The sequence below is a fragment of the Pseudomonas sp. S3E17 genome (assembly GCF_024168685.1).
GTDB lineage: Bacteria > Pseudomonadota > Gammaproteobacteria > Pseudomonadales > Pseudomonadaceae > Aquipseudomonas > Aquipseudomonas marginalis.
The window spans coordinates 5,884,426-5,909,241 of the sequence record NZ_JALJWE010000001.1 but is presented as its reverse complement, the minus strand read 5'-3'; the positions used below and the strand labels follow the sequence as shown (position 1 = coordinate 5,909,241).

Genomic DNA, 24,816 nt, shown 5'->3' with positions numbered 1-24,816 from the left:
TCTGGAGTTCGCCTTATGAACACGTACCGCATTGCCGTTTGCGCCCTGGTTTTACTGACCGGTGCCCCACATACGCTGGCCGCCTCCAGCGTGGACCTGAGTGTCAAAGGCCGGCTGACACCCACCGCCTGCACGCCACTGCTGTCGAGCAACGGGTTGATCGACTACGGCAAGATTTCCCAGCAAGACCTCAACCTCGAAAAAGGCACTCGATTGCCGGTCAAGCACCTGCAAGTCAGTATCGGCTGCAACGCGCCGAACCGCTTTGCCCTGCGCATGCGTGACAACCGCGACGGCACGGCCATGGTCAACAGCGAGATTTACTACGGGCTGGGACTGGACAACAGCGGCAACCGTATCGGCCTCTATTCCCTGACTTTCGACCCTCGCCAGACCCAGGCGGACAGTCTCGCGACGGCCTACGGTACCGAATCCACCACCGGCGGCCTGGCCTGGCGCACCGCCAACCTCAACCCGATCGACATCGGCGCCAACAGCTACCTGGGTTTCACCGACACCGAAGGGAGTACCACCGGCCCCTCGGCGATCCAGGCGTTAACCAGCACCGTCAAGGTCGAGGCGGTGATCAATGCCAAGCAGAACCTGGACCTGAGCAGCGACACCTTGCTCGACGGCTCGGCGACCCTGGAAGTGCTGTACCTCTAGACTTTCTCGCTGCTGACCTGCACATACAGCGCCCGCCCCGCCCCCAGCCCGGCAACGATGGCGCCCAGGCCGATCACCGCGAAAATCCAGCCGATGGCCGACCAGCCGCCCGTCCAGTCGTGCACCAGGCCCACCGCAAATGGGCCGATGGACGCCAGGGTATAACCGAATCCCTGGGCCATGCTCGACAGGTTGGCCGCCACATGGGAGTCGCGCGAACGCAGCACGATCAGGGTCAGCGCCAGGCTGAACGTACCGCCCTGGCCCAGGCCGAGCAGGATCGCCCAGCCCCACAGGCCGTCCAGCGGTGCATACAGGCAACCGAACAAACCGCCGAGGGTCAGCAACATCACCACTACGATCGCCAGGCGCTGGTCTTTGCCACGGGTGGCGAGCCAGGGTGCGGCGAGGGAACTGAACAATTGCATGACGATCGAGCCGGACAACGCCAACCCGGCTTCGGTGGCGCTCAGGCCACGACCGATCAGGATCGACGGCAGCCAGCCAAACACGACGTACGACAGGGACGATTGCAGGCCCATGTACAAGGTGACCTGCCAGGCCAGCGGATCACGCAGCAGGCCCTTCACTCGATAGGCGACCTGGTGGGTAGCGTGTTTGCGGCCGACCTGCGGTAACCAGAACAACGCCGCCGCCAACGCCGGCAGAATCCAGAAGCCCAGGCCGATGGTCCAGCGGTCACCGAAGTAATGACTCAGCGGCACCGTGGCACCGGCGGCCAACGCCGCGCCCAGGCACAGGGCCATGGTGTAGACGCCGGTCATGGCACCGGCCTGCCTGGCGAAATCACGCTTGATCAGGCCCGGCAGCAAGACGCCGATGATGCCGATGCTCGCACCGGCGATCAGGCTGCCGGCGAACAATCCCACTTCGCCAAAAGCGCTGCGCAGGATGATGCCGGCGGCCAGGGTCAGCAAAATCCCCAACACCACCCGCTCGGCGCCAAACCGCCGGGCCAGGATCGGCGCCATGGGTGCGAACAGGCCGAGGCACAACACCGGCAGGGTGGTGAGCAAACCGGCCTTGGCCGCCGACAACCCCAGGCTGCTGGAGACGTCGGCCAGCAATGGCGCCACGCTCGACAGCGCCGGACGCAGGTTCAAGGCCACCAGGATCAGGCCCAGCAGCAACAGCCAGGGGCGACTCACCACCGGGTGGCTGCTTTGCACCACTTCGTCGTCGGCCTCGGCGTCGATCAACAGTTCGTCCAACTCGCTCGTACGCTTGGTTTCAGGGTTCATTGATCAACTGCCGGCAAAGGGATTTGGCGCGTTCCGGGTCCTGGTGTTCCACGGCTTCGAGCAGGGCGATATGCAGGTCGAACACCGCCTGGCGACGCGGCGAAATGTTCAGGGTCTGGCGCAACTGCGCGCCGACGATGGCGGAAAAGTATTGGTACAGCTCGCTCAATGCCGGGTTGTGCGCGGCGTCCACCAGGCGTTTGTGGAACACCAGGTCGGCGCTGATATAGGCCTCCAGGTCACCGTGGTACAGCTGGGCACTTCTTTGCAGGGCCGCATGCAAACCCTGCAAGTCTTCCTCGGTTCGGCGCAGCGCTGCCAGGCCGATCGCCTCGGCTTCAAGGATCTGCCGCGTCTCCTGCGCCTGCTCCAGGGTGCAGTGGGATAACGCGCGCATGGCCCCCAGCGGGTCGGTCATCGAGCGCAGGTAACTGCCGTCGCCCTGGCGGATTTCAATCAACCCGGAAAACGCCAGCACGCGCATGGCCTCGCGCACGGTGTTGCGGCTGATGCCCAGCTCGGCGGCCAGCTCCGGCTCGGTGGGCAGGCGTTCGCCGATGGCCCACCGGCCTTCGCTGATACGCCAGCGCAATTGCTCAAGGGCCTGGTCCACCAGGGAGCGTTTGATCAAGGGGGCGATGTCTGTCATGGAATGCAGGCTTTCGTCCAATCATAGGATGAATTTTCCTACAGCCTATTCAGAGTTGCCTACAAAGGCAACGCACTACGGTTCTTAGGCAGGAAAAGGAGCAGTATTTTCGATTGATAAAATTACCCTCAAAGGGTAATTATTCGGCTCAGGTGTCTTATGGAAAAGTACACACCTCATTACGATCTGGCGGTGATCAAGGCGGATGTCAGGCGGCTTGGAGGCCGGGCATTTACGCTCGCAGCAAAGCAAACAGGCGCGCGGCTCGGCCTGAATATCAAGGAGATGCAAGAGGTCGTTTTCGAACTACAAAACAGGATGTTGTACAAATCGATGACCACGTATGCCGATCACCGGGTGTGGCAGGACGTGTACCACATCAATTCACACGGTCTGGAGATTTACATCAAGGTCACTTACTGCACAGCCGGTAACCCTCCAGTGATCTCCTTCAAGAAGAAGAGCTCATGAACACTCAACATTGCTTCATTTGCGGTGCACCCGACGCCATGACGCGCTTCGAAAGCCGCAGCGAAACCCTCCGTGTCAACGGTATGGAACGGCGTGTCGATGACCTGTCTGGCTGGGAATGCCAACTGTGCGGCGACGGCATGCATGACCCTGACAGCTCCGACCGCTATAGCGCCGCCAGCGATGAACTGGTCCGCACCGCGCGGACAATGATCGGCAACGAGATGAAACGCATCCGTCGCAAGCTGCACCTTACGCAGAAAGAAGCCGTGCAACTGTTGTCCGGTGGCGGTCACAACGCTTTTTCACGTTATGAACGCGGTGAGCTCCTGCCACCGAAGCCACTGGTTCTGTTGATGCGACTATTGGACCGTTACCCTCACCTGCTCGCCGACGCCAGGGTATTGGCCGAAGGCGCTGACCTGCGGGGCTTCACCCATACCGCGAACACAGGGCAGGAGGCGCTCAAGGCCTCCTGAACAGACAAAAATAAACCCGGCCAGGCCGGGTTTATTTTTTCAGGCATCGATCAATGCAGGATCTGGCTCAAGAACAGCTTGGTCCGGTCATTCTGCGGGTTGTCGAAGAAGTCATTCGGCGCCGCCTGTTCGACGATCTCGCCCTTGTCCATGAAGATCACGCGGTTGGCCACGGTGCGCGCGAAGCCCATTTCGTGGGTTACGCACAACATGGTCATGCCGTCTTCGGCCAGGCCGATCATGGTGTCGAGCACTTCCTTGACCATTTCCGGATCGAGGGCCGAGGTCGGCTCGTCGAACAGCATGATTTTCGGCTTCATGCACAGGGCACGGGCAATCGCCACGCGCTGTTGCTGGCCGCCGGACAACTGCCCCGGAAACTTGTGGGCCTGCTCCGGGATGCGCACACGCTCCAGGTAGTGCATGGCGATTTCCTCGGCCTTGCGCTTGGGCATCTTGCGCACCCACATCGGCGCCAGCGTGCAGTTCTGCAGGATGGTCAGGTGCGGGAACAGGTTGAAGTGCTGGAACACCATGCCGACTTCACGGCGGATCGCTTCGATCTGCTTGAGGTCGTTGGTCAGCTCCACGCCATCGACCACGATGCGGCCCTGCTGGTGCTCTTCCAGGCGGTTGAGGCAACGGATGGTGGTGGACTTGCCCGAACCCGACGGGCCGCACAGCACGATACGCTCGCCCTGCTTGACGTTGAGGTTGATGTCTTTCAACACATGGAACTGGCCATACCACTTGTTGACGCCCTGCATCTGGATAATGCCTTCAGGGCTCACAGGCTGTTTGATCGCTTCGCTCATAACATCAACTCCTAACGCTTGTGGCCTGTGTCGAGCTTGTGTTCCAAATGAATGGAATAGCGCGACATACCAAAACAGAAAATCCAGAACACCAGGGCGGCAAACACATAGCCTTCGGTGGCCATGCCCAACCATTTAGGGTCGGCGGCGGCTTGCTTGACGCTGTTGAGCAGGTCGAACAGGCCGATGATGATCACCAGGCTGGTGTCCTTGAACAACGCGATAAACGTGTTGACGATGCCAGGGATCACCATCTTCAGGGCTTGCGGCAGGATCACCAGGCCCATGCTGCGCCAGTAACCCAGGCCCATCGCCGCGGCCGCTTCGTACTGACCTTTGGGAATCGCCTGCAAGCCACCGCGCACCACTTCGGCCACGTAGGCCGACTGGAACAGGATCACGCCGATCAACGCCCGCAGCAGCTTGTCGATGCCCATGCCTTCGGGCAGGAACAACGGCAGCATCACCGAGGACATGAACAGCACGGTGATCAACGGCACGCCGCGCCAGAACTCGATGAAGGTCACGCAGACCACACGAATCGCCGGCATGTTCGAGCGCCGCCCCAGCGCCAGCACAATGCCCAGAGGCAAGGCGCCGGCGATGCCGACGGTCGCGATGACCAGGGTCAGCATCAGGCCGCCCCATTGGCTGGTGGCCACATTGGTCAGCCCGAAGATCCCGCCGTGGAGCAGGAAGTACGCGATGATGGGGTACAGCACCAGGAAGCTCAGGCCATAGATCGCCTTGCGTGGGAAACGCGAGATGAACAACGGCGCCACGCCGACGATGGCCAGCCACACGGTCAGGTCTACGCGCCAGCGCAGGTCGCCGGGGTAGTAGCCGTACATGAACTGCCCGAAACGCTGTTGGATAAACACCCAGCACGCGCCTTCCTTGGTGCAGTCGGCGCGGGTGGTGCCGACCCAGTTGGCATCGAGGATGGCCCACTGCAGGATCGGCGGCACCACCAGGTAGATCAGGTAAAACGCCAACAGCGTCAGCAAGGTATTGAGCCAGCTGGAGAACAGGTTGGCGCGCATCCAGGCCATCGGTCCGAAGACTTTGCTCGGCGGCGGCATATCAGGTTTGAAAGTATGCGAACTCATGTGCGTTTCCTCACCGCTCGATCAGCGCAATGCGCTTGTTGTACCAGTTCATCAGCAGGGAAATGCTGATGCTGATCGCCAGGTACACGCTCATGGTGATGGCAATAACCTCGATGGCCTGGCCGGTCTGGTTGAGCACCGTGCCGGCAAACAACGAAACCATTTCCGGGTAACCGATACCGGCGGCCAACGACGAGTTTTTCGCCAGGTTCAGGTACTGGCTGGTCAGCGGCGGAATGATCACCCGCAGGGCTTGCGGGATGATGACCTTGCGCAGCGTCGGCCCAGGGCGCAGGCCCAGGGAGCGCGCAGCTTCGGTCTGGCCGTGGCTGACGGACTTGATGCCCGAACGCACGATCTCGGCGATGAACGCTGCCGTGTACACAGTAAGCGCCAGGGTCAGGGCCAGCAGTTCAGGGATCAGTACCCAGCCGCCGACAAAGTTGAAACCTGAAAGCTTTGGCATTTCCCAGTGCAGCGGCGCGCCGAAGATCAAGGCACACAATGCCGGGATCAGGATAAACAGCGCCAGGCCCGCCCAGAACTTGTGGAACGGTACGCCGGTCGCCTCAAAACGCTTGTTGGCCCAACGCGCCATCAGCACGATTGCCACGATGGCAACCACGATGCTCGCCACAAACGGCCAGAACCCGTCAGCGGCCAGCGCTGCCGGCATGTTCAGGCCACGGCTGCTGACAAAGAAGGTGTCGCCGAAGTTATGGCTGTTGCGCGGTCCCGGCATGGTGAGGAACACCGCGAAGTACCAGAACAGGATCTGCAGCAGCGGCGGAATGTTGCGGAATACTTCCACATACACGGTCGCCAGCTTGTTGATCATCCAGTTCGGAGACAGGCGCGCTACGCCGATGATGAAGCCCAGCAGGGTCGCCAGGATCACCCCAATAAAGGTCACCAGCAAAGTGTTGAGCAGCCCGATCACAAAGACGCGGGCATAGCTGTCCGATTCGGTGTAGTCGATCAAATGCTGCGCGATGCCGAAGCCGGCACTGCGCTCAAGAAAGTCGAAACCCGAGGTAATGCCCCGGTGCTGAAGGTTGGTCTGGGTATTGTCGAAGAGGTACCAGCCCAGCGAGATCACCGCCACAATCGTGATGATCTGGAAGAGCCACGCACGCACTTTGGGATCGCTGAAGCTGAGCTTCCGATTTGGTGCGCCGATTTGTTTTTGCATGAAGTGCCCCGGAAAGAATGGAACAGAACATCACCCGGCGGTTGGCCCACCGGGTGACAGAACCATCAGCGATCAGCGCACAGGCGGTGCGTATTGAATGCCGCCGTTGTTCCACAGCGCGTTCAGGCCGCGGTCGATTTCCAGCGGGGTGCTCTTGCCCAGGTTGCGCTCGAACACTTCACCGTAGTTACCGACTTGCTTGACGATCTGTACGACCCAATCCTTCTTCACTTTCAGGTCTTTGCCGTATTCGCCGTCAGCACCGAGCAGACGCGCCACGTCCGGGTTCTTGGTGGACTTGGCTTCAGCTTCAACGTTTTTGGACGTGATGCCGGCTTCTTCAGCGTTGAGCATGGCGTAGCCCACCCAGCGCACGATGGCCAGCCACTCGTCATCGCCGTTACGCACGACCGGGCCCAGCGGTTCCTTGGAAATGGTTTCCGGCAGAACCACGTAGTCCTTTGGCGAGGCCAGCTTGCTGCGCTGGGCGAACAGTTGGGACTTGTCTGAGGTCAGTACGTCGCAACGACCGGATTCCAGCGACTTGGCGCTTTCATCGGAGGTGTCGAAGGTGATCGGGGTGTATTTGAGGTTGTTGCCACGGAAGTAGTCGGAAACGTTCAGCTCAGTGGTGGTACCGGCCTGGATGCAGATGGTTGCACCGTCCAGTTCCTTGGCACTTTTAACGCCCAGCTTGTTGTTAACCAGGAAGCCGATGCCGTCGTAGTAAGTGATGAAGCCCGGGAATTTCAGGCCCATGCCCGCATCGCGGGAGCTGGTCATGGTGGTGTTACGCGACAGGATGTCGACTTCGCCGGATTGAAGCGCGGTGAAACGCTCCTTGGCGTTCAACTGGCTGAATTTGACCTTGGTGGCGTCGCCGAAAACGGCAGCGGCCACGGCGCGGCAAACGTCAGCATCGATCCCGAGGATCTTGCCGCTGGCATCCGGTACCGAGAAGCCCGGCAAGCCGTCACTCACGCCACATTGCACAAAGCCTTTCTTCTGCACGGCGTCCAGAGTGGCGCCAGCGTGGGCGAAACCACTGACACCCAGTACAGCCGCCGCGCTAACGATGGCCAGGGTGGATTTCAATACCTTCATTCAAACCTCCAGTTGCTCTTGTTGTGTCGAAGCTCCAACCTCAGCGCACCCTTATGAGGCGATATCGACCCGTGTTGGCTTTTTTTGGGGTCAAGCGGCATGAGGCTTTCGCGGTAATTCCAGCGGCTATCCCAGAAGCGGCAGTCACTGATAGTGTTACCGTCCAGGGAAAGTTCTGACATCGACATACACATAGCAAGGCGCGTACCAGAGTGGCGGCTGAGTCGTTTCAGCCCTTGGTCAATAGAAAAAGATTCAACCTTGCGACATTCTCTTAACAGATCAACCTGTCGCGCACCGTTCCGACGCACCCAATCGGAGCGCACGCACATTTATGGAGCAGACATGACCGAACCCTTGATTCTTCAGCCCGCCAAGCCCGCAGACGCCTGCGTCATCTGGTTGCATGGCCTGGGTGCCGATCGCTACGACTTCCTGCCGGTGGCCGAGGCGTTGCAGGAAAGCTTGCTGTCCACCCGCTTTGTATTGCCCCAGGCACCGACCCGTCCGGTGACGATCAATGGTGGCTACGAGATGCCCAGTTGGTACGACATCAAGGCCATGAGTCCGGCCCGCTCGATCAGCCTGGAGGAGCTGGAAGTGTCGGCAAAAATGCTGACCGACCTGATCGAAGCACAGAAGAGAACCGGAATAGACGCCTCGCGAATTTTCCTCGCGGGCTTTTCCCAAGGTGGCGCCGTGGTATTCCACACCGCGTTCCTGAATTGGGAGGGGCCATTGGGCGGCGTCATCGCCCTCTCCACCTACGCGCCCACCTTCAGCGATGAGCTTGAATTGTCGGCCAGCCAACAACGCATTCCAACGCTATGCCTGCACGGCCAGTACGACGAGGTGGTACAGAACGCCATGGGCCGCAGCGCCTACGAGCATCTGAAAACCCGTGGTGTCACCGTGACATGGCAGGAATACCCAATGGGCCACGAAGTGTTACCTCAGGAGATACACGATATAGGGACTTGGTTGACCGCTCGCCTGGGCTGAACCCCACGTTTATGTAGCCGTATGACAGACGCACTACGCCGCGCCCGATTCTTGCATTACACTGGCCGGCGTACATTCCTTAACCAATTAATGAGATCACCGTGCTCAAAGCACTCAAGAAGATGTTCGGCAAAAGCGAGGCTGAGCCGCTCGCGCCTGTTCCCAGTGCTCCTGTCCCCTCCTCCGGCAGCCGCAATGACGGTCAACAGCCAGGCCGGACTGCACCTGTCGCCCAGCCGAAGACGCCGACGGTGACACCGCCCGAACAGGCAAAACCCGAGACGCAAGCCACACCCGCCCCCAAGCCTCGCCGGGAACGCGCGCCCAAACCGCCGGTGATCCCGTGGAAACTCGAGGATTTCGTCGTCGAGCCCCAGGAAGGCAAGACCCGCTTCCACGATTTCGACCTGGCCCCGGAACTGATGCACGCCATCCAGGACCTGGGGTTCCCGTACTGCACGCCGATCCAGGCGCAGGTACTGGGCTTTACCCTCGCCGGCAAAGATGCCATCGGTCGTGCCCAGACCGGCACCGGCAAGACCGCCGCGTTCCTGATCTCGATCATCACCCAGCTGCTGCAAACGCCGCCGCCGAAAGAACGCTACATGGGTGAACCGCGTGCGCTGATCATCGCGCCGACCCGTGAACTGGTGGTGCAGATCGCCAAGGACGCCGCCGACCTGACCAAGTACACCGGCCTCAACGTCATGACGTTCGTCGGCGGCATGGACTTCGACAAGCAGCTCAAGCACCTCGAAGCCCGCCACTGCGACATCCTCGTGGCCACCCCCGGCCGCCTGCTGGACTTCAACCAGCGCGGCGACGTGCACCTGGACATGGTCGAAGTGATGGTGCTGGACGAAGCCGACCGCATGCTCGACATGGGTTTCATCCCACAAGTGCGCCAGATCATTCGTCAGACCCCGCCGAAAAACGAACGCCAGACCCTGCTGTTCTCCGCGACCTTCACCGAAGACGTGATGAACCTCGCCAAGCAGTGGACCACCGAGCCGTCCATCGTCGAAATCGAAGCGCTGAACGTCGCCAGCGAAAACGTCGAACAGCACATCTACGCCGTGGCCGGTGCCGACAAGTACAAGCTGCTCTACAACCTGGTCAACGACAACGGTTGGGAGCGCGTGATGGTGTTCGCCAACCGCAAGGACGAAGTGCGTCGCATCGAAGAACGCCTGGTGCGCGATGGCGTGAATGCCGCGCAACTGTCGGGCGATGTGCCGCAACACAAGCGCATCAAGACCCTGGAAGGCTTCCGCGAAGGCAAGATCCGCGTGCTGGTGGCCACCGACGTGGCCGGACGCGGGATTCACATCGACGGCATCAGCCACGTGATCAACTTCACCCTGCCGGAAGTGCCGGACGACTACGTGCACCGCATTGGCCGTACCGGCCGTGCGGGGGCTGCGGGCGTGTCGATCAGCTTTGCCGGGGAGGATGACTCGTATCAGTTGCCTTCCATCGAAACGCTGTTGGGGCGCAAGATCAGTTGCGAGACACCGCCGACGCACTTGCTGCGAGCTGTAGAACGCAAACGCCCGTAAGCTGAAATGCAATAAAAAATGTGGGAGGGGGCTTGCTCCCGATAGCAGGGTGTCAGTCACAGATAAAGTGACTGACACCCTGCTATCGGGAGCAAGCCCCCTCCCACATTGGGTTCTGTGTTCGGCTGGCTATTTCCAGCGATCAGCAGCTGCGTGGTCGCTGTCCCGACCTTCCACCCAACGCGCACCTTCGCTGGTATTTTCCTTCTTCCAGAACGGCGCACGGGTCTTCAAGTAATCCATCACAAACGCACAGGCATCGAACGCCGCCTGGCGATGGGGACTGGCGGCGGCCACGAACACTATCGGCTCGCCAGGCTCCAGCGCACCGATACGATGCAGCACTTCGAGCTTGAGCAGCGGCCAGCGTTGCTCGGCTTCGACGGCGATCTTGGCCAAGGCTTTTTCAGTCATGCCCGGATAGTGTTCGAGGAACATCCCGGACACCTCTCGGCCCTCGTTGAAATCGCGCACATAGCCGACAAAACTCACCACCGCGCCCACGCCCACATTCGCCGCGTGCATCGCGTTGACCTCGGCACCGGGGTCAAACGGTTCGACCTGTACACGAATGGCCATGTTCAGCCTCCGGTCACGGGCGGGAAGAACGCGACTTCATCACCGGCCTGCAACGGCTCGTCGAGAGCGCACAACTCCTGGTTGCGGGCACACATCAAGCTGGTTTCGTTGAGCACTTCAAAGCCCGGATCAGCGGCCAACGCCTGGCGCACGGCATCGACCGTGGCGAAGTCGCCTTCCATCTCAAGTGAATCCAGGCCTATTTTTTCGCTGTAACGCGCGAAAAACAGTACGTTGATGCTCATTGTCCATCCGCCTTGAAATGCCCGCTCTTACCGCCAAGCTTTTCCAGCAGGCGAATGTTTTCGATGGTCATGCCGCGATCCACCGCCTTGCACATGTCATAAATGGTCAACGCGGCAACGCTGGCCGCCGTCAACGCTTCCATCTCCACGCCGGTCTGCCCGGACAGCTTGCAGCGCGCGACGATGTGCACCGAGTCTGCGCCATCGGCACTCAGTTCGACCTTGACTCCGGTCAACATCAGCGGGTGACACAGGGGGATCAAATCACTGGTTTTTTTCGCCGCCTGGATCCCGGCGATACGGGCCACGGCAAACACGTCGCCCTTGGGGTGGACGCCGTCGACAATCATTTGCAGGGTCTCGGGCAGCATGCGCACCCGCGCTTCGGCCACCGCCTCCCGGAACGTCACGGACTTGTCGGTGACGTCGACCATATGGGCGCGACCTTGGGAATCGAGATGAGTCAGCACAGGGATACTCCTGATCAGGAGCGGCGATTGTAAACCCAACACGCAATAAATGTGGGAGCAGCGGTGCGACGCACCGCCGCTCCAACGGTTACAGGTGCGACTCTGCGTATTCAGCCAGAATCGAGCGAGGCACCCCTTGCAGCGCGATATGCACGCCGTTCGGGAAATCCTTGAAGCGTTCCGTCAGGTAGGTCAGCCCGGAGCTGGTCGCGGACAGGTAAGGGGTGTCGATCTGTGCCAGGTTACCCAGGCACACCACTTTGGAACCGGCGCCGGCACGGGTGATGATGGTTTTCATCTGGTGCGGGGTCAGGTTCTGGCATTCATCGATCAAAATCAGGCTCTGCTGGAAGCTGCGACCTCGGATGTAGTTGAGGGATTTGAACTGCAACGGCACTTTGCTGAGGATGTAGTCGACGCTGCCATGGGTGTTTTCGTCATCCATGTGCAAGGCTTCGAGGTTGTCGGTGATCGCCCCCAGCCACGGCTCCATTTTTTCCGCCTCGGTACCGGGCAAAAAGCCGATTTCCTGGTCCAGGCCCTGCACGGAGCGGGTGGCGATGATGCGGCGATAGCGCTTGGTCACCATGGTCTGCTCGATGGCGGCAGCCAGGGCGAGGATGGTTTTACCGGAACCGGCAGCGCCCGTCAGGTTGACCAGGTGGATGTCCGGGTCGAGCAGCGCATACAGCGCCAGGCTCTGGTAGATATCACGCGGTTTCAGGCCCCAGGCTTCCTGGTGCAACAGGGGTTCCTGATGCAGGTCGAGGATCAGCAGCTTGTCGACCTGGATCTCTTTGATCCAGCCCACGAAGCCCTGTTCGTCGACGATGAATTCATTGATATGCACGGCCGGCAGGTTGTCGATCAGTTGTACCTGGTGCCAGGTACGGCCATGGTCCTGACGGGTTTCGACCTTGCTGACACGGTCCCAGAACGAGCCGGTCATCATGTGATAACCACGGGACAGCATCGACACGTCGTCGACCAACTGGTCGGTACTGTAGTCCTCGGCAGCGATCCCACACGCTCGTGCCTTGAGGCGCATATTGATGTCTTTGGTCACCAGCACCACGCGCAGGTCCTTGTCGCGAGCGTGCAGGTCGATCAATTGGTTGATGATTTTGTTGTCGTTCAGGTTTTCCGGCAGCAGGCTGTTGGGCTCGCTGCGCTTGCTCATCAGGATCGACAGCAAGCCCTTGGGCCCGCTTTTGCCGCGCTGGATCGGCACGCCGACCTCAACGTCCTCGGGTGACGCTTCGCCCAGGGTCTTGTCGATCAGGCGGATGGCCTGGCGGCACTCGGCAGCCACGCTGTGGTGCCCGCTTTTGAGTTTGTCGAGCTCCTCAAGCACGATCATCGGGATGGCGACGTGGTGTTCTTCGAAGTTAAGCAGTGCGTTTGGATCGTGGATCAGTACATTGGTATCAAGCACATAAAGGATTGGCTGGTCGGAAGAAGGGTTACGTCCATGATCATCCATACTCGGTCACCTTTGTGGGAGCCAGTCGACGCAATACCACAACAGTGCTGCGCCTCGATTCGACCACCGACTGCACCTGAGTGACGTCAAGCGCAGTGCCCACATGAGGAGTCTTGGAAGACGCCACCTGTGTTGCAGGTTTCGGCGATCTGACTTCGTAATACCGCAAAACCCATGACAGGAAAAAGTACTTTGACGCTTTTTTGAAGTTTATTTTTCAGGATGACGAATAGCACTAGCCGAGTGCCCCATGCACCGTTAAAGTCGGAAGTCCGCCTGCATCGAAATGTCGCACAAAATCAGCGTAAAAATGCCTCGCACCCAACAGGGCCGGGCACTTCATCCTTTTAACGAAACGCCTCCCGGCAGTCCTGCCAACCCAGCCCACTTTGCGCCGTTGCCTGCAGCAACATCGGCAATGCCACCCGCGCCTTGTCCTGGGTGTCGTGAAACACAATCACGCCTTTGCGCCACAACAGCATCAACGTCAGCACCCGTTGCGCCGATTCATCGGCCTTGAGCTTACCCGGCTCGTCCTGGGAATCGATGTCCCATAACGCCACCTGCAAGCCCTGGGACTGGAAGAACCCCTGGCTGTCCGCGCGCCGCTGCCCGTAAGGCGGACGGAACAGCGGCACGTAGTTTTCCGGCATCAGGTTCTGCACCAACTGCGCGCTGCGGGTAATGGAGCCTTGCCAGTCGACCCAATGGCTGTGGGAACGGTACTGCCAGCCCTGGGTGCCGACGCACTGGCCCTGGTACAACGCCTCCACCTCAGCGGCGGAACTGCGCTCCACACGGTTTTGCAGGCTGCTGCCGAGGACAAAGAAGGTGGCGTTCATCTTCTGCTTGCGCAGGTAGTCGGCGAGCCAGTCGGTGTTACCGCTGACCGGTGCAGGACCGCCGTCGAAGGTCAGCAGGAACAGGCGGTCGTTGAACTCATCGCCATTGCGTTCATGATCGCCAAAGCGCGCGACCTCGCTGCTGATCTGCGGAAACAGCGCGGCCTTGCGCAGCAGTTCGTCCAGATAACGCTCATGGAAAGCATGACTGGGGGCGGCCCAGCCTATATAGAAAGAGTCTTCGCTGATCGCCAGCTTGCCGGCCTGCTCGCGCAGGTCGTCCATGTTCTCCACCAGGTAGCAGAACGAGGCGTCGACTTCGCAGCTCTGCTGGGCGAACGTGTAGTTCTCCAGCAGGCGCTGCCAAAGCTCGCGACGCAGGTCGTCGATGGCCGCCAGGTTGATGATCTTCAAGCCCAGGCGCTGCTTGAGTGCGGTTTCATCCTGGGACTCACTGGCCAGCAGGCTGTGGGCGAACATCAGGATTTCCGCACGCGAAGCCACATCGAACAGCGCCGGGCTACTGAGTTTTTCCGGCCAGGTGCCACGGTCCAGGCTGGCTACATCCACCGGCGCCGCCTGGGCATTCAGGCACAGCAGGCACGCCGACAACAAAAGCGCTATTCGCACGCAGGGTCTCCCTCTCCAGAGTCACCGGCCATCATAGCGGATCGCGCCTATCGCCATCATAGGTGGAGTCAAAACGCCCCAACCCCTAGAATCCCCGCACGATTACAGGAGACGACTTCATGCTGATGGTGATTTCCCCCGCCAAGACCCTCGATTTCGAGACCCCAGCGGTGACCCAGCGCTTTACCCAGCCACAGTACCTGGACCATTCCCAGGCGCTGATCGAGCAACTGCGCGAGCTGAGCCCGGCGCAGATCAGCGAATTGATGCACGTGTCCGACAAGATCGGCGGCCTCAATGCCGCCCGCTTCGGCAGCTGGACCCCGGCCTTCACCCCCGAGAATGCCAAGCAGGCCTTATTGGCATTCAAGGGCGACGTGTATACCGGACTCAACGCCGAGACCTTCACCGATGCCGACTTCAGCTATGCCCAGGACCACCTGCGCATGCTCTCGGGCCTGTACGGCCTGCTGCGCCCCCTGGACCTGATGATGCCGTACCGCCTGGAGATGGGCACCAAACTCGCCAACGCCCGTGGCAAGGACCTGTACGCCTTCTGGGGCACGCGCATCAGCGAATGGCTGAACGAAGCCCTGGCCGAACAAGGCGACGACGCGCTGCTCAACCTGGCCTCCAACGAGTACTTCTCGGCGGTCAAGCGCACGGCCCTGAACGCGCGGATCATCAACACCGAGTTCAAGGACCTGAAGAACGGCCAGTACAAGATCATCAGCTTCTACGCGAAAAAGGCCCGGGGCATGATGAGCCGCTTCGTGATCGAAGAGCGCATCAACGATCCGGCCAGGCTCAAGCAGTTCGATGTGCAGGGTTACCGCTTCAATGCGGAGCAGTCCAAGCCGGACAATCTGGTGTTCCTGCGCGATCACGCACCGGAATAAGGCCGTACCAGCCTCTTTCAGACAATGAAATCCAAATGTGGGAGGGGCATGCCCCCTCCCACATTTTGTCCGCGCTTCACACCAAGAATCGTCATTTATTTGACGTCAAAAAATATCACGACACATCCCTAACATTTCTTTCACTCGACATTTCCAAAATTTTTTCGTAGTGGCACCACTTTTTTAAAACACTAGTGGCACAAAACTATCCCTTCGCGCCAACTACCTGTAACTACTGGCCCAAATAGCAAGTGCTATCAATATAGTACCAGTGCCATCTTTGCCTATATTTCAAGAAATTTCGGGAAACAGGATGAGCGGCCAGGAACTTCGTCCTGAAGCGCCGCTCATACCACCGGTAACGAAATTCTCTGTTCCTGTAGGAGATGACTTACAAGGCGGACCAACGGAAGTAGCGAAGTTGTCATATTCAACTTTGACTCAGTGGTCACATTACCAACCGATTAGTTGAGAGCGGCGATAAGGATCCATTGCCACGAACTATAAGGCCAAGGCTGTGCTTACCCTAATGGGTCAGTGAGACAACCCAAGGCATTGATATGTAAAGGCTTACAGCCTCTATCAAGGCCCTGCGGCACTGGCGCCAGGCCCTTCTCCCAGGAAGGCTGGCTGCATTTCAGGGCAGGCCCCAATAACAAGGCCAAGTTGCGCACAACTTGAGTGCAATAGTTAGTCACTCGTTATTCAACATGCCTGTACGCGGTAAGTCGGCGTCTATTCGCCCAACTTTCGCGGCATTTGTGACGTTTGCAAACATGAACTCCGGCCATCTAATGGCATGATTTAAATACAGAGGTAATTGCGATGCGCATCAGCATATTTGGTTTGGGTTACGTTGGCGCAGTGTGTGCCGGTTGCCTGTCTGCCCGTGGCCACGAAGTGGTCGGCGTAGACATCTCCAAGGAAAAGATCGACCTGATCAACGCCGGCAAATCGCCGATCGTCGAGCCGGGTCTGGGCGAACTGTTGAGCCAGGGCATCGCAAACGGTCGACTGCGCGGCACCACCAACTTCGCCGACGCCATCCGTGATACTGACCTGTCGATGATTTGCGTCGGCACGCCGAGCAAGAAGAACGGCGACCTGGAACTCAACTACATCGAATCGGTATGCCGCGAGATCGGTTTTGTCCTGCGTGACAAGACCACCCGCCACACCATCGTGGTACGCAGCACCGTGTTGCCGGGCACCGTCGCCAACGTGGTGATCCCAATCCTCGAAGACTGCTCCGGCAAGAAAGCCGGCGTCGACTTCGGTGTTGCGGTCAACCCGGAATTCCTGCGCGAATCCACCGCCATCGCCGACTACGACCTGCCACCGATGACCGTTATCGGCGAGTTCGACAAAGCCTCCGGCGATGTCCTGCAGTCGCTGTACGAAGAACTCGACGCACCGATCATCCGCAAGGACATCGCCGTTGCCGAGATGATCAAGTACACCTGCAACGTGTGGCACGCCACCAAGGTCACCTTCGCCAACGAGATCGGCAACATCGCCAAGGCGGTCGGCGTCGACGGTCGCGAAGTGATGGAAGTGGTCTGCCAGGACAAGACCCTCAACCTGTCCCAGTACTACATGCGCCCAGGCTTCGCGTTCGGCGGCTCCTGCCTGCCTAAAGACGTGCGCGCCCTGACCTATCGCGCCAGTTCCCTGGACGTGGAAGCGCCGCTGCTCAACTCGCTGATGCGCAGCAACGAGTCCCAGGTGCAGAACGCCTTCGACATCGTCGCCGGCCACGACAAACGCAAAGTCGCCCTGCTGGGCCTGAGCTTCAAGGCCGGTACCGACGACCTGCGCGAAAGCCCGCTGGTCGAGCTGGCGGAAATGCTGATCGGCAAGGGCTACGACCTGAGCATCTACGACAGCAACGTCGAGTACGCCCGTGTCCACGGTGCCAACAAGGACTACATCGAAGGCAAGATCCCCCACGTGTCGTCCCTGCTCAACTCGGACTTCGATGATGTGATCAACAACTCCGATGTGATCATCCTCGGCAACCGCGACGAGAAGTTCCGTGCCCTGGCGCAGAACGCACCGCACGGCAAGCAAGTGATCGACCTGGTGGGCTTCATGTCCAAGGCCACCAGTACGACAGGCCGTACCGAAGGCATTTGCTGGTAACAGCAACGGTAAGTTTCGAGCTGCAGGCGTACCAATCCCCAGCGCTTGCAGCTCGAAGCCTTCTTCACCTTCGGATGACGCTTATGTCCAAGTTAAAACACGTACTGCTCCAATCCGCCGGCTGGCTGTTCTTTCTGAGCCTGCTGATGGGTCTCGCCCTGCTGTTGCCGGCGAGTACGTTCGACTCCGAGTCGAAGAATTTTATTTTCCTGATTGGCGCCGTCGGTATCTGGCGCTACTCGATGGGTGCTACGCATTTCTTTCGCGGCATGCTGTTCCTGTACGTGGTCTACCCGCACCTGCGCCGTAAAGTGCGCAAGCTGGGCAAGGCTGCCGACCCGTCCCACGTGTTCCTGATGGTCACCAGCTTCCGTATCGATGCGCTGACCACCGCGCAGGTCTATAGCTCGGTGATTCGCGAGGCCATCGAATGCGGCTTCCCCACCACCGTGGTCTGCTCGCTGGTGGAAATGTCCGATGAGCTGCTGGTCAAGAGCCTCTGGGAACGCATGAACCCGCCGGATCACGTCAAGCTCGACTTCGTGCGTATCGCCGGTACCGGCAAGCGCGACGGCCTGGCCTTCGGTTTCCGCGCCATCTCCCGCCACCTGCCGGACGACCGCGCCGTGGTTGCCGTGATCGATGGCGACACCGTGCTCGCCGAAGGCGTGGTGCGCAAGACCGTGCCGTGGTTCCAGCTGTTCGGCAACGTCGGCGGCCTGACCACCAACGAATTCTGCGAAGTGCGCGGCGGCTACATCATGAGCGAGTGGCACAAGCTGCGCTTCGCCCAGCGCCACATCAACATGTGCTCCATGGCCCTGTCCAAGCGCGTGCTGACCATGACCGGCCGCATGTCGGTGTTCCGCGCCAACGTCGTGACGGACCCGGGCTTTATCGCCGACGTGGAAAGCGACTCGCTGCAACACTGGCGCCTGGGCCGTTTCAAGTTCCTCACCGGTGACGACAAGTCCAGCTGGTTCAGCCTGATGCGCCTGGGCTACGACACTTTCTACGTACCGGACGCCGCGATCCACACCGTGGAACACCCGCCGGAAAAGAGCTTTATCAAGGCCAGCCGCAAGCTGATGTTCCGCTGGTACGGTAACAACCTGCGCCAGAACTCCCGAGCCCTGGGCCTGGGTGTGCGTCGGCTGGGCCTGTTCACCAGCATCGTGCTGTTCGACCAGCGTGTATCGATGTGGACCTCCCTGCTCGGCCTGACCGTGGCAATCATCGCCACCTTCAAGTACGGCGGCGCGTTCATCCTCGCGTACCTGCTGTGGATCGGCATCACCCGCCTGATCCTGACCCTGCTGCTGTCGTGCTCCGGCCACAAGATCGGCCCGGCTTACCCGGCGATTCTCTATTACAACCAGATCATGGGCGCGTTGGTGAAGATCTACGTGTTCTTCCGCCTTGATCAACAGTCCTGGACCCGCCAGGACACCAAACTGACCCGCGATTTGGCCAGCTTTCAACGTTGGTTCAACACCTGGTCGTCTCGGACCATGACCTTCTCCGCCGGCAGCATCTTCGTTGCCGTGTTGCTGATGATGGTCTGACCCTGCCAAGCCTGAATTAACCAAGGAATTACACCGTCATGAACAGCCAAGTAAACGCCAACGTTGTCCACGAGTCCGAAGCCCAGCGCCAACATGCCCGGGTCAAAATCCCGGCCAAGCTGCGCTTCTTCAACACTGACCGCACCCAGACCGAAGCGCGGGTGATCGACCTGTCCGCCGGCGGCCTGGCGTTCACCGCCACCCAGCCGTTGACCGTGGGTGAAGTGCACAAGGGTCGCCTGCAGTTCGTCATCGATAACCTCGGCCTGGCCATGGACGTAGAACTGCAGATCCGCTCCTACGACCGCCAGACCGGCCGCACCGGTTGCCAGTTCCAGAACCTCGACGCCCAGGATATTTCCACCCTGCGCCACCTGATCACCTCGCACCTGTCCGGCGACATCGTGACCATGGGTGACGTGCTGGCGACCCTGCAACGCGACAACTTCACCAAGGCGCGCAAGGTCAAGGACAGCGGCAGCAACATGAGCGCCTTCGGTCGCCTGCGCGCCGTGACGTTCAGCCTGGCAATCTTCCTCGTTGGCCTGGCAGCCTTCGGTTTCGTGTTCAAATCGGTGTACGGCATGTACTTCGTCAGCCACGCCCAGGCGGGCCTGGTCAGCGTGCCCGGCATGAACGTGACCATGCCCCGCGACGGCACCGTGCAAAGCCTGCTCAAGGGTGACGCGATTGCAGCCAAAGGCGCGCCACTGGCGACCTTCAGCACCAGCATGCTGGATGTGCTCAAGGGCCACCTGGACGAAGACCAGCTGCAGCCGGCCAAGGTCGAAGAGCTGTTCGGCAAGCAAATGACCGGCACCCTGACCTCGCCGTGCGATTGCGTGGTCGCCCAGCAACTGGTCGCCGACGGCCAATACGCCAGCAAAGGCGACGTGATCTTCCAACTGGTGCCACGCGGCAGCCAGGCTAACGTCGAAGCTCGCTTTACCTATCGCCAGTTCGGTGACGTGCGCCCAGGCACCCCGGTGAGCTTCCAGGTGGCCGACGAAGAACAGACCCGCACCGGCACCATCGTCAGCAGCACCAGCCTGAACAGCGCCGACCTGTCCTCCGACATCCGCGTACAGATCAAGCCTGACGCCCCGCTGGACAGCGCCTACGCCGGCCGCCCGGTGGAAGTGACCAGCGACCGTGGCCCATCCCTGAACTGGCTGATCGATAAAGCCATGGCTGCGGGTCTTTAATCATGAGCGCCCTTCGAACCCTGCCGGTGCCCCTGGCGCTGGCCATCGCCCTCGCCGGTTGTGCCGGCCTGCCCGACCAACGCCTGGCCAATGAAGCGCTCAAGCGTGGCGACACCGTCACCGCGCAGCAGAATTACCAGCAACTGGCAGAACTGGGTTACAGCGAGGCCCAGGTGGGCCTGGCCGATATCCAGGTAGGCACCCGCGATCCGGCGCAAATCAAACAGGCCGAGGCCACTTACCGTGCCGCGGCGGATACCTCGCCGCGCGCCCAGGCCCGCCTCGGTCGCCTGCTGGTGGCCAAGCCGGGCTCCACCGAAGCCGAACACCATGAAGCCGAAGGCCTGCTGAAAAAAGCCTTTGCCAATGGCGAAGGCAACACCCTGATCCCGCTGGCGATGCTGTACCTGCAATACCCCCACAGCTTCCCCAACGTGAATGCCCAGCAGCAGATCAGCAAGTGGCAGGCCGCCGGTTACCCGGAAGCCGGCTTGGCCCAGGTCCTGCTGTATCGCACCCAGGACACCTACGACCAGCATCTGGATGATGTGGAACGCATCTGCAAGGCCGCGCTGAACACCACCGATATCTGCTATGTCGAGCTGGCCACGGTCTACCAGAAAAAAGCCCAGCCGGAAAAACAGGCCGAACTGCTCAAGCAGATGGAAGCCGGCTACAGCCGCGGCACCGTCACCGCACAACGCGTCGACAGCGTCGCCCGCGTATTGGGCGACGCCACGCTGGGCAAGACCGACGAGAAAACCGCCCAGGCCCTGCTGGAAAAAATCGCCCCCGGCTACCCGGCTTCCTGGGTCAGCCTGGCGCAACTGCTCTACGACTTCCCCGAACTGGGCGACGTCGACCAGATGATGAAATACCTGGACAACGGCCGCGCCGCCGACCAGCCGCGCGCCGAGCTGTTGCTGGGCAAGCTCTACTACGAAGGCAAGTGGGTGCCGGCGGACGCCAAGGCGGCTGAAGCGCACTTCCAGAAAGCCGTGGGCCGCGAAGTGGCTGCCGACTACTACCTCGGTCAGATCTACCGCCGTGGTTACCTGGGCCAGGTCTATTCGCAAAAAGCCCTGGACCACCTGCTGACCGCTGCGCGCAACGGCCAGAACAGCGCCGACTTCGCCATCGCCCAATTGTTTTCCCAAGGCAAGGGCACCAAGCCCGACCCATTGAATGCCTATGTCTTCAGCCAATTGGCCAAAGCCCAGGGCACGCCAGAGGCCAATGACCTGGCCACGCAGCTCGAAGCCCCGCTCACACCGGAACAACGCGCCCAAGGCCAACGCCTGGTGCAACAGGAACTGGCCGCCCGCGGCACCCTGGCCCAGAGCACGCTGCAACTGCACGCCCTGGAAGAAGAAGACGGCGAGGAATCCCTATGAAGCTCAATCCATTCGTGCAGGCCGGCATCGGCCTGACCTTCGCCCTGCTGTGGTCGTGCCCGACCCTGGCCGCGCTGACCGAAGCCAAGAATTTCGGCCTGGAAGTCAAAGTCACCGGCCAGTCCGAAGATGACCGCGACCTCGGCACCCAGAAAGGCGGCGACGTCAACGGCATCGGCCTCGACCTGCGCCCGTGGATCTACGGCGAAAGCGGCAACTGGAGCGCCTACGCCATGGGCCAGGCGGTTGCGTCGAGCGACATCATCGAGACCGACACCCTGCAACAGTCGGCGGATGACGAAAACCAGCAAACCACCAACAACGACCGCAAGACCAAGAAAAACTACCTGGCCATGCGCGAGTTCTGGGTCGGCTACAGCGGCTTCACGCCCTACCCCGGCGAGATCCTCAAGCTCGGTCGCCAACGCCTGCGCAATGACGACGGCCAATGGCGCGACACCAACATCGAAGCGCTGAACTGGACCTTCGACACCACCCTGCTCAAGGCCAACGTCGGCGTCGCAGAACGTTTCAGCGAATACCGTACCGACCTCAAGGAACTGTCGCCCAAGGATAAGGACCGTCAGCACCTCTACGCCGACGCGTCCTACCAGTGGACGCCGGGCCAGTGGATCGGTCTGCGTGGCCACCACACCCATGACAACGGCAAGCTCGACTACCCGGAACCGGGCGTCGCCACCGATTCGCTGGACAAGCGCGAGAACGGCGACCTGACCTGGCTCGGCATCGAAGCCAACAGCGACGCCTACAACTGGCGCAACACCAACACTGTCAACTACTGGGCCAGCATCACCGGCATGAAAGGCGACCGCGACTCGGTCAATGCCCTGAACGCCGACGGCACCCGCCCGACAGAAGCCAAACGCAGTGATGACGTAAGTGGCTGGGCCACCGACCTGGGCATCCGCCTGCGCCTCGACCCGCAGTGGCAAGTGGGCGCGGCCTACTCCCGCGCCAGTGCCGAGTACGAGCAGAACGGCCTGCAAAGCAACCGTTCGAACTGGACCGGTACCCAGTCCCGCGTGCACCGTTTCGGCGAAGCGTTTCGTGGCGAGATGAACAACATGCAGTCCATGAGCCTGTTCGGTTCCTGGCAGCTGCGTGAGGACTACGACGCCAGCCTGGTGTACCACAAGTTCTGGCGCGTCGACGGCAACAAGCCGGTGGGCAGCAATGGCATTGACGCCGTGCAGAACAACACCGATGACGTCACCGGCGCGATCCTGTCCAGCACTTCCCTGCCCCTTGAAGACGGCAAGAAAGACCTGGGCCAAGAGATGGACCTGGTCGTCACCAAGTACTTCAAGACCGGCCTGCTGCCCGCCGCGCTCAGCCAGTCAATCGACGAGCCGTCGGCCCTGGTGCGTTTCCGTGCCGGTGTGTTCAAGCCAGGTGATGCCTACGGCAGCCAGGTCGACTCGTACATGCACCGCGCGTTTGTCGACGTGATCTGGAAATTCTGATGGGAGCCTGTGCAATGAATGCTCAAAGCCTACTCGTCGCGGCAATGCTGATGGCCAGCGCCACAGCGTTTGCCGATACGGCGGCCAAGGCGCCGACCATCGCCAAGGAACTGCAACAGGCCAAGACCTACACCATTTCCAGCCCGCCGACCGCGCCGCTGGAAATGGCCAAGCCGGCCCTGCCTGACCTGTCGGGCTACACCGCCGCAGCGATGGAAAAGAAGATCGTACGCACCAGGCCCGGCAAGATCAGCATCCGCCGCATGATGCAGGAAGACGCCCTCAAGGACTTTATCGGCGGCGACAACAAGATGGCCGAATGGGTGGTGCGCCAGCACGGTATTCCCCAGGCGATCTTTGTCGACGACGGTTACATGAACCTCAAGGACCTGCTGGGCAAAGTGCCCAAGCAGTACTTCAGCGAAACCTCGCCGGGCGTGTTCCTGGCCAAGTTGCCGATCGTGGTCGGCCGCAAGGGCATCCTGGACATCGATAAAAACACCCAGGAGCTGCGCCTGTCCCAGCAAGCCGGTTCGTTCCTGATCAACGACGGCCAGTTGTTTGTGCGTGACACCAAGATCACCGGTTGGGACGAAAAAGCCAACGGCCCGGCGCTGTTCAAGTCGCCCAAGGAATTCCGCCCGTTCCTGCTGGCCTGGGGCGGCACCGAGACTTACGTCTCCAAGACCAAGATGGCCAGTTTCGGCTATGCCAACAGTAAGTCGTACGGGGTGAGTATTTCCCAGTACACGCCGAACATGGCAAAGGTGCTCAAGCGCCCCGAGCCGACCGGCTGGATCATCGATTCCGAGTTCTCGGACATGTGGTACGGCTTCTACTGCTACGAGACCACGGGCTTCGTGATCAAGGGCAACACCTACAAAGACAACATCGTCTACGGCATTGACCCCCATGACCGTTCCCACGGCCTGATCATCGCGGACAACACCGTCTACGGCACCAAGAAGAAGCACGGCATCATCATTTCCCGTGAGGTGAACGACAGCTTCATCTTCAACAACCGCAGCTACGACAACAAGCTTTCGGGCCTGGTGATCGACCGTAACAGCGTGAACAACCTGATCGCCGACAACGAGATCTACCGCAACCACACCGACGGCATCACCCTCTATGAGAGCGGCGACAACCTGCTGTGGGGCAACAAGGTGATCAGCAACCGTCGCCACGGCATCCGCGTGCGTAACAGCGTGAACATCAAGCTGTACGAGAACACCTCGATGGCCAACGGCCTGACCGGCGTGTACGGCCACATCAAGGATTTGACCGACACCGACCGCGACATCGCCCTCGACCCGTTCGACGCCAAGGTCTCGCTGATCGTGGTCGGCGGTGAGTTGGCGGGTAACGGCAGCGGGCCGCTGTCCATCGACTCGCCACTGAGTATCGAGCTGTACCGCGTGTCGATGCTGGCGCCGACCAAATCCAGTGGCATCAGCTTTTCCGGCGTGCTGGGCGATCGCCAGGAAGAAATTCTCGACCTGCTGGTGCGCCAGCAGAAAGCCGTGCTGATCGACCCTGTCGAACGCCAGACCGAAATGCAGGACTGAGG

Annotated in this window: 23 protein-coding genes; 12 read left to right on the top strand and 11 right to left on the bottom strand. The window is 60.5% G+C overall.

Features of this window, described 5'->3' with window-relative positions; translation table 11 throughout:
* The first annotated feature begins 15 nt into the window (after window positions 1-15).
* Complete coding sequence (locus tag J3D60_RS26685; protein ID WP_065938601.1) at window positions 16-666, top strand: DUF1120 domain-containing protein; 651 nt, start codon at window positions 16-18, stop codon at window positions 664-666.
* Here the strand turns inward: J3D60_RS26685 and J3D60_RS26680 are convergent.
* Window positions 663-1,928, bottom strand: coding sequence for a CynX/NimT family MFS transporter (locus J3D60_RS26680; protein WP_253493359.1), 1,266 nt, complete (start codon window positions 1,926-1,928; stop codon window positions 663-665). The genes J3D60_RS26685 and J3D60_RS26680 overlap by 4 nt on opposite strands.
* On the bottom strand, window positions 1,918-2,577 hold the full coding sequence (locus J3D60_RS26675; protein ID WP_253493358.1) for a FadR/GntR family transcriptional regulator: 660 nt from the start codon (window positions 2,575-2,577) through the stop codon (window positions 1,918-1,920). Before J3D60_RS26675 ends, J3D60_RS26680 begins: the two co-directional genes overlap by 11 nt.
* A gap of 159 nt (window positions 2,578-2,736) precedes the next feature.
* Here J3D60_RS26675 and J3D60_RS26670 point away from each other — a divergent pair, with 159 nt between their 5' ends.
* Both J3D60_RS26670 and J3D60_RS26665 read left to right on the top strand, forming a co-directional pair.
* On the top strand, window positions 2,737-3,048 hold the full coding sequence (locus tag J3D60_RS26670) for a type II toxin-antitoxin system MqsR family toxin (RefSeq protein ID WP_027604712.1): 312 nt from the start codon (window positions 2,737-2,739) through the stop codon (window positions 3,046-3,048).
* Window positions 3,045-3,527, top strand: a complete 483-nt coding sequence (locus J3D60_RS26665) for a type II toxin-antitoxin system MqsA family antitoxin (RefSeq protein ID WP_065924223.1) — start codon at window positions 3,045-3,047, stop codon at window positions 3,525-3,527. The genes J3D60_RS26670 and J3D60_RS26665 overlap by 4 nt, the downstream gene beginning before the upstream one ends.
* A gap of 50 nt (window positions 3,528-3,577) precedes the next feature.
* Here the strand turns inward: J3D60_RS26665 and J3D60_RS26660 are convergent, their stop codons facing one another.
* From J3D60_RS26660 to J3D60_RS26645, 4 genes are all read right to left on the bottom strand, one after another.
* Complete coding sequence (locus tag J3D60_RS26660) at window positions 3,578-4,342, bottom strand: amino acid ABC transporter ATP-binding protein (RefSeq protein ID WP_003171943.1); 765 nt, start codon at window positions 4,340-4,342, stop codon at window positions 3,578-3,580.
* An 11-nt stretch (window positions 4,343-4,353) separates the two neighbouring features.
* Window positions 4,354-5,451: an amino acid ABC transporter permease gene (locus J3D60_RS26655; protein WP_065938599.1), complete on the bottom strand. Its 1,098-nt coding sequence runs from the start codon at window positions 5,449-5,451 to the stop codon at window positions 4,354-4,356.
* 10 nt (window positions 5,452-5,461) lie between these two features.
* Window positions 5,462-6,643: an amino acid ABC transporter permease gene (locus J3D60_RS26650; RefSeq protein ID WP_065938598.1), complete on the bottom strand. Its 1,182-nt coding sequence runs from the start codon at window positions 6,641-6,643 to the stop codon at window positions 5,462-5,464.
* Window positions 6,644-6,715: 72 nt separating this feature from the next.
* The gene (locus J3D60_RS26645) at window positions 6,716-7,747 is read right to left on the bottom strand and encodes an amino acid ABC transporter substrate-binding protein (protein WP_065938597.1); all 1,032 of its coding nucleotides are present in this window, start codon (window positions 7,745-7,747) and stop codon (window positions 6,716-6,718) included.
* Between the two features lie 345 nt (window positions 7,748-8,092).
* Between J3D60_RS26645 and J3D60_RS26640 the strand changes: the two genes are divergently transcribed.
* Both J3D60_RS26640 and rhlB read left to right on the top strand, forming a co-directional pair.
* Complete coding sequence (locus tag J3D60_RS26640; protein WP_027604717.1) at window positions 8,093-8,749, top strand: alpha/beta hydrolase; 657 nt, start codon at window positions 8,093-8,095, stop codon at window positions 8,747-8,749.
* 95 nt (window positions 8,750-8,844) lie between these two features.
* Window positions 8,845-10,308: an ATP-dependent RNA helicase RhlB gene (gene rhlB, locus J3D60_RS26635; protein ID WP_168166801.1), complete on the top strand. Its 1,464-nt coding sequence runs from the start codon at window positions 8,845-8,847 to the stop codon at window positions 10,306-10,308.
* A gap of 129 nt (window positions 10,309-10,437) precedes the next feature.
* Here the strand turns inward: rhlB and moaE are convergent, their stop codons facing one another.
* The 5 genes from moaE to J3D60_RS26610 all read right to left on the bottom strand — a co-directional run bounded on the left by moaE (window position 10,438) and on the right by J3D60_RS26610 (window position 14,557).
* Window positions 10,438-10,887: a molybdopterin synthase catalytic subunit MoaE gene (gene moaE, locus J3D60_RS26630; RefSeq protein WP_253493357.1), complete on the bottom strand. Its 450-nt coding sequence runs from the start codon at window positions 10,885-10,887 to the stop codon at window positions 10,438-10,440.
* Window positions 10,888-10,889: 2 nt separating this feature from the next.
* Window positions 10,890-11,132 (bottom strand): molybdopterin converting factor subunit 1, encoded by a 243-nt coding sequence (gene moaD / locus J3D60_RS26625; RefSeq protein ID WP_065938595.1) that lies wholly within the window; start codon window positions 11,130-11,132, stop codon window positions 10,890-10,892.
* A complete protein-coding gene (moaC, locus tag J3D60_RS26620; protein ID WP_253493356.1) occupies window positions 11,129-11,602 on the bottom strand; it encodes a cyclic pyranopterin monophosphate synthase MoaC in 474 nt (157 codons plus the stop codon). Before moaC ends, moaD begins: the two co-directional genes overlap by 4 nt.
* A gap of 88 nt (window positions 11,603-11,690) precedes the next feature.
* On the bottom strand, window positions 11,691-13,085 hold the full coding sequence (locus J3D60_RS26615) for a PhoH family protein (protein ID WP_005785025.1): 1,395 nt from the start codon (window positions 13,083-13,085) through the stop codon (window positions 11,691-11,693).
* A 347-nt stretch (window positions 13,086-13,432) separates the two neighbouring features.
* Window positions 13,433-14,557 (bottom strand): polysaccharide deacetylase family protein, encoded by a 1,125-nt coding sequence (locus tag J3D60_RS26610; RefSeq protein ID WP_253493355.1) that lies wholly within the window; start codon window positions 14,555-14,557, stop codon window positions 13,433-13,435.
* A gap of 119 nt (window positions 14,558-14,676) precedes the next feature.
* Here J3D60_RS26610 and yaaA point away from each other — a divergent pair, with 119 nt between their 5' ends.
* From yaaA to algG, 7 genes are all read left to right on the top strand, one after another.
* Window positions 14,677-15,456 (top strand): peroxide stress protein YaaA, encoded by a 780-nt coding sequence (gene yaaA / locus J3D60_RS26605; protein WP_253493354.1) that lies wholly within the window; start codon window positions 14,677-14,679, stop codon window positions 15,454-15,456.
* 825 nt (window positions 15,457-16,281) lie between these two features.
* On the top strand, window positions 16,282-17,598 hold the full coding sequence (locus tag J3D60_RS26600; RefSeq protein ID WP_027604724.1) for a nucleotide sugar dehydrogenase: 1,317 nt from the start codon (window positions 16,282-16,284) through the stop codon (window positions 17,596-17,598).
* Window positions 17,599-17,681: 83 nt separating this feature from the next.
* The gene (gene alg8 / locus J3D60_RS26595) at window positions 17,682-19,163 is read left to right on the top strand and encodes a mannuronan synthase (protein WP_161985711.1); all 1,482 of its coding nucleotides are present in this window, start codon (window positions 17,682-17,684) and stop codon (window positions 19,161-19,163) included.
* 38 nt (window positions 19,164-19,201) lie between these two features.
* The gene (locus tag J3D60_RS26590) at window positions 19,202-20,368 is read left to right on the top strand and encodes an alginate biosynthesis protein Alg44 (protein WP_092487134.1); all 1,167 of its coding nucleotides are present in this window, start codon (window positions 19,202-19,204) and stop codon (window positions 20,366-20,368) included.
* A gap of 2 nt (window positions 20,369-20,370) precedes the next feature.
* On the top strand, window positions 20,371-21,762 hold the full coding sequence (algK, locus tag J3D60_RS26585; protein ID WP_027604727.1) for an alginate biosynthesis TPR repeat lipoprotein AlgK: 1,392 nt from the start codon (window positions 20,371-20,373) through the stop codon (window positions 21,760-21,762).
* On the top strand, window positions 21,759-23,246 hold the full coding sequence (locus J3D60_RS26580; RefSeq protein WP_253493353.1) for an alginate export family protein: 1,488 nt from the start codon (window positions 21,759-21,761) through the stop codon (window positions 23,244-23,246). The genes algK and J3D60_RS26580 overlap by 4 nt, the downstream gene beginning before the upstream one ends.
* Window positions 23,246-24,814 (top strand): mannuronan 5-epimerase AlgG, encoded by a 1,569-nt coding sequence (gene algG / locus J3D60_RS26575; RefSeq protein WP_253493351.1) that lies wholly within the window; start codon window positions 23,246-23,248, stop codon window positions 24,812-24,814. The genes J3D60_RS26580 and algG overlap by 1 nt, the downstream gene beginning before the upstream one ends.
* The last annotated feature ends 2 nt before the right edge of the window (window positions 24,815-24,816 follow it).

Coding starts and splice junctions, on each gene's coding strand:
- J3D60_RS26685 (WP_065938601.1), top strand. CDS start 16: ATGAACACGTACCGCATTGCCGTTTGCGCCCTGGTTTTACTGACCGGT.
- J3D60_RS26680 (WP_253493359.1), bottom strand. CDS start 1,928: ATGAACCCTGAAACCAAGCGTACGAGCGAGTTGGACGAACTGTTGATC.
- J3D60_RS26675 (WP_253493358.1), bottom strand. CDS start 2,577: ATGACAGACATCGCCCCCTTGATCAAACGCTCCCTGGTGGACCAGGCC.
- J3D60_RS26670 (WP_027604712.1), top strand. CDS start 2,737: ATGGAAAAGTACACACCTCATTACGATCTGGCGGTGATCAAGGCGGAT.
- J3D60_RS26665 (WP_065924223.1), top strand. CDS start 3,045: ATGAACACTCAACATTGCTTCATTTGCGGTGCACCCGACGCCATGACG.
- J3D60_RS26660 (WP_003171943.1), bottom strand. CDS start 4,342: ATGAGCGAAGCGATCAAACAGCCTGTGAGCCCTGAAGGCATTATCCAG.
- J3D60_RS26655 (WP_065938599.1), bottom strand. CDS start 5,451: ATGAGTTCGCATACTTTCAAACCTGATATGCCGCCGCCGAGCAAAGTC.
- J3D60_RS26650 (WP_065938598.1), bottom strand. CDS start 6,643: ATGCAAAAACAAATCGGCGCACCAAATCGGAAGCTCAGCTTCAGCGAT.
- J3D60_RS26645 (WP_065938597.1), bottom strand. CDS start 7,747: ATGAAGGTATTGAAATCCACCCTGGCCATCGTTAGCGCGGCGGCTGTA.
- J3D60_RS26640 (WP_027604717.1), top strand. CDS start 8,093: ATGACCGAACCCTTGATTCTTCAGCCCGCCAAGCCCGCAGACGCCTGC.
- moaE (WP_253493357.1), bottom strand. CDS start 10,887: ATGGCCATTCGTGTACAGGTCGAACCGTTTGACCCCGGTGCCGAGGTC.
- moaD (WP_065938595.1), bottom strand. CDS start 11,132: ATGAGCATCAACGTACTGTTTTTCGCGCGTTACAGCGAAAAAATAGGC.
- J3D60_RS26615 (WP_005785025.1), bottom strand. CDS start 13,085: ATGGATGATCATGGACGTAACCCTTCTTCCGACCAGCCAATCCTTTAT.
- yaaA (WP_253493354.1), top strand. CDS start 14,677: ATGCTGATGGTGATTTCCCCCGCCAAGACCCTCGATTTCGAGACCCCA.
- J3D60_RS26600 (WP_027604724.1), top strand. CDS start 16,282: ATGCGCATCAGCATATTTGGTTTGGGTTACGTTGGCGCAGTGTGTGCC.
- alg8 (WP_161985711.1), top strand. CDS start 17,682: ATGTCCAAGTTAAAACACGTACTGCTCCAATCCGCCGGCTGGCTGTTC.
- J3D60_RS26590 (WP_092487134.1), top strand. CDS start 19,202: ATGAACAGCCAAGTAAACGCCAACGTTGTCCACGAGTCCGAAGCCCAG.
- algK (WP_027604727.1), top strand. CDS start 20,371: ATGAGCGCCCTTCGAACCCTGCCGGTGCCCCTGGCGCTGGCCATCGCC.
- J3D60_RS26580 (WP_253493353.1), top strand. CDS start 21,759: ATGAAGCTCAATCCATTCGTGCAGGCCGGCATCGGCCTGACCTTCGCC.
- algG (WP_253493351.1), top strand. CDS start 23,246: ATGGGAGCCTGTGCAATGAATGCTCAAAGCCTACTCGTCGCGGCAATG.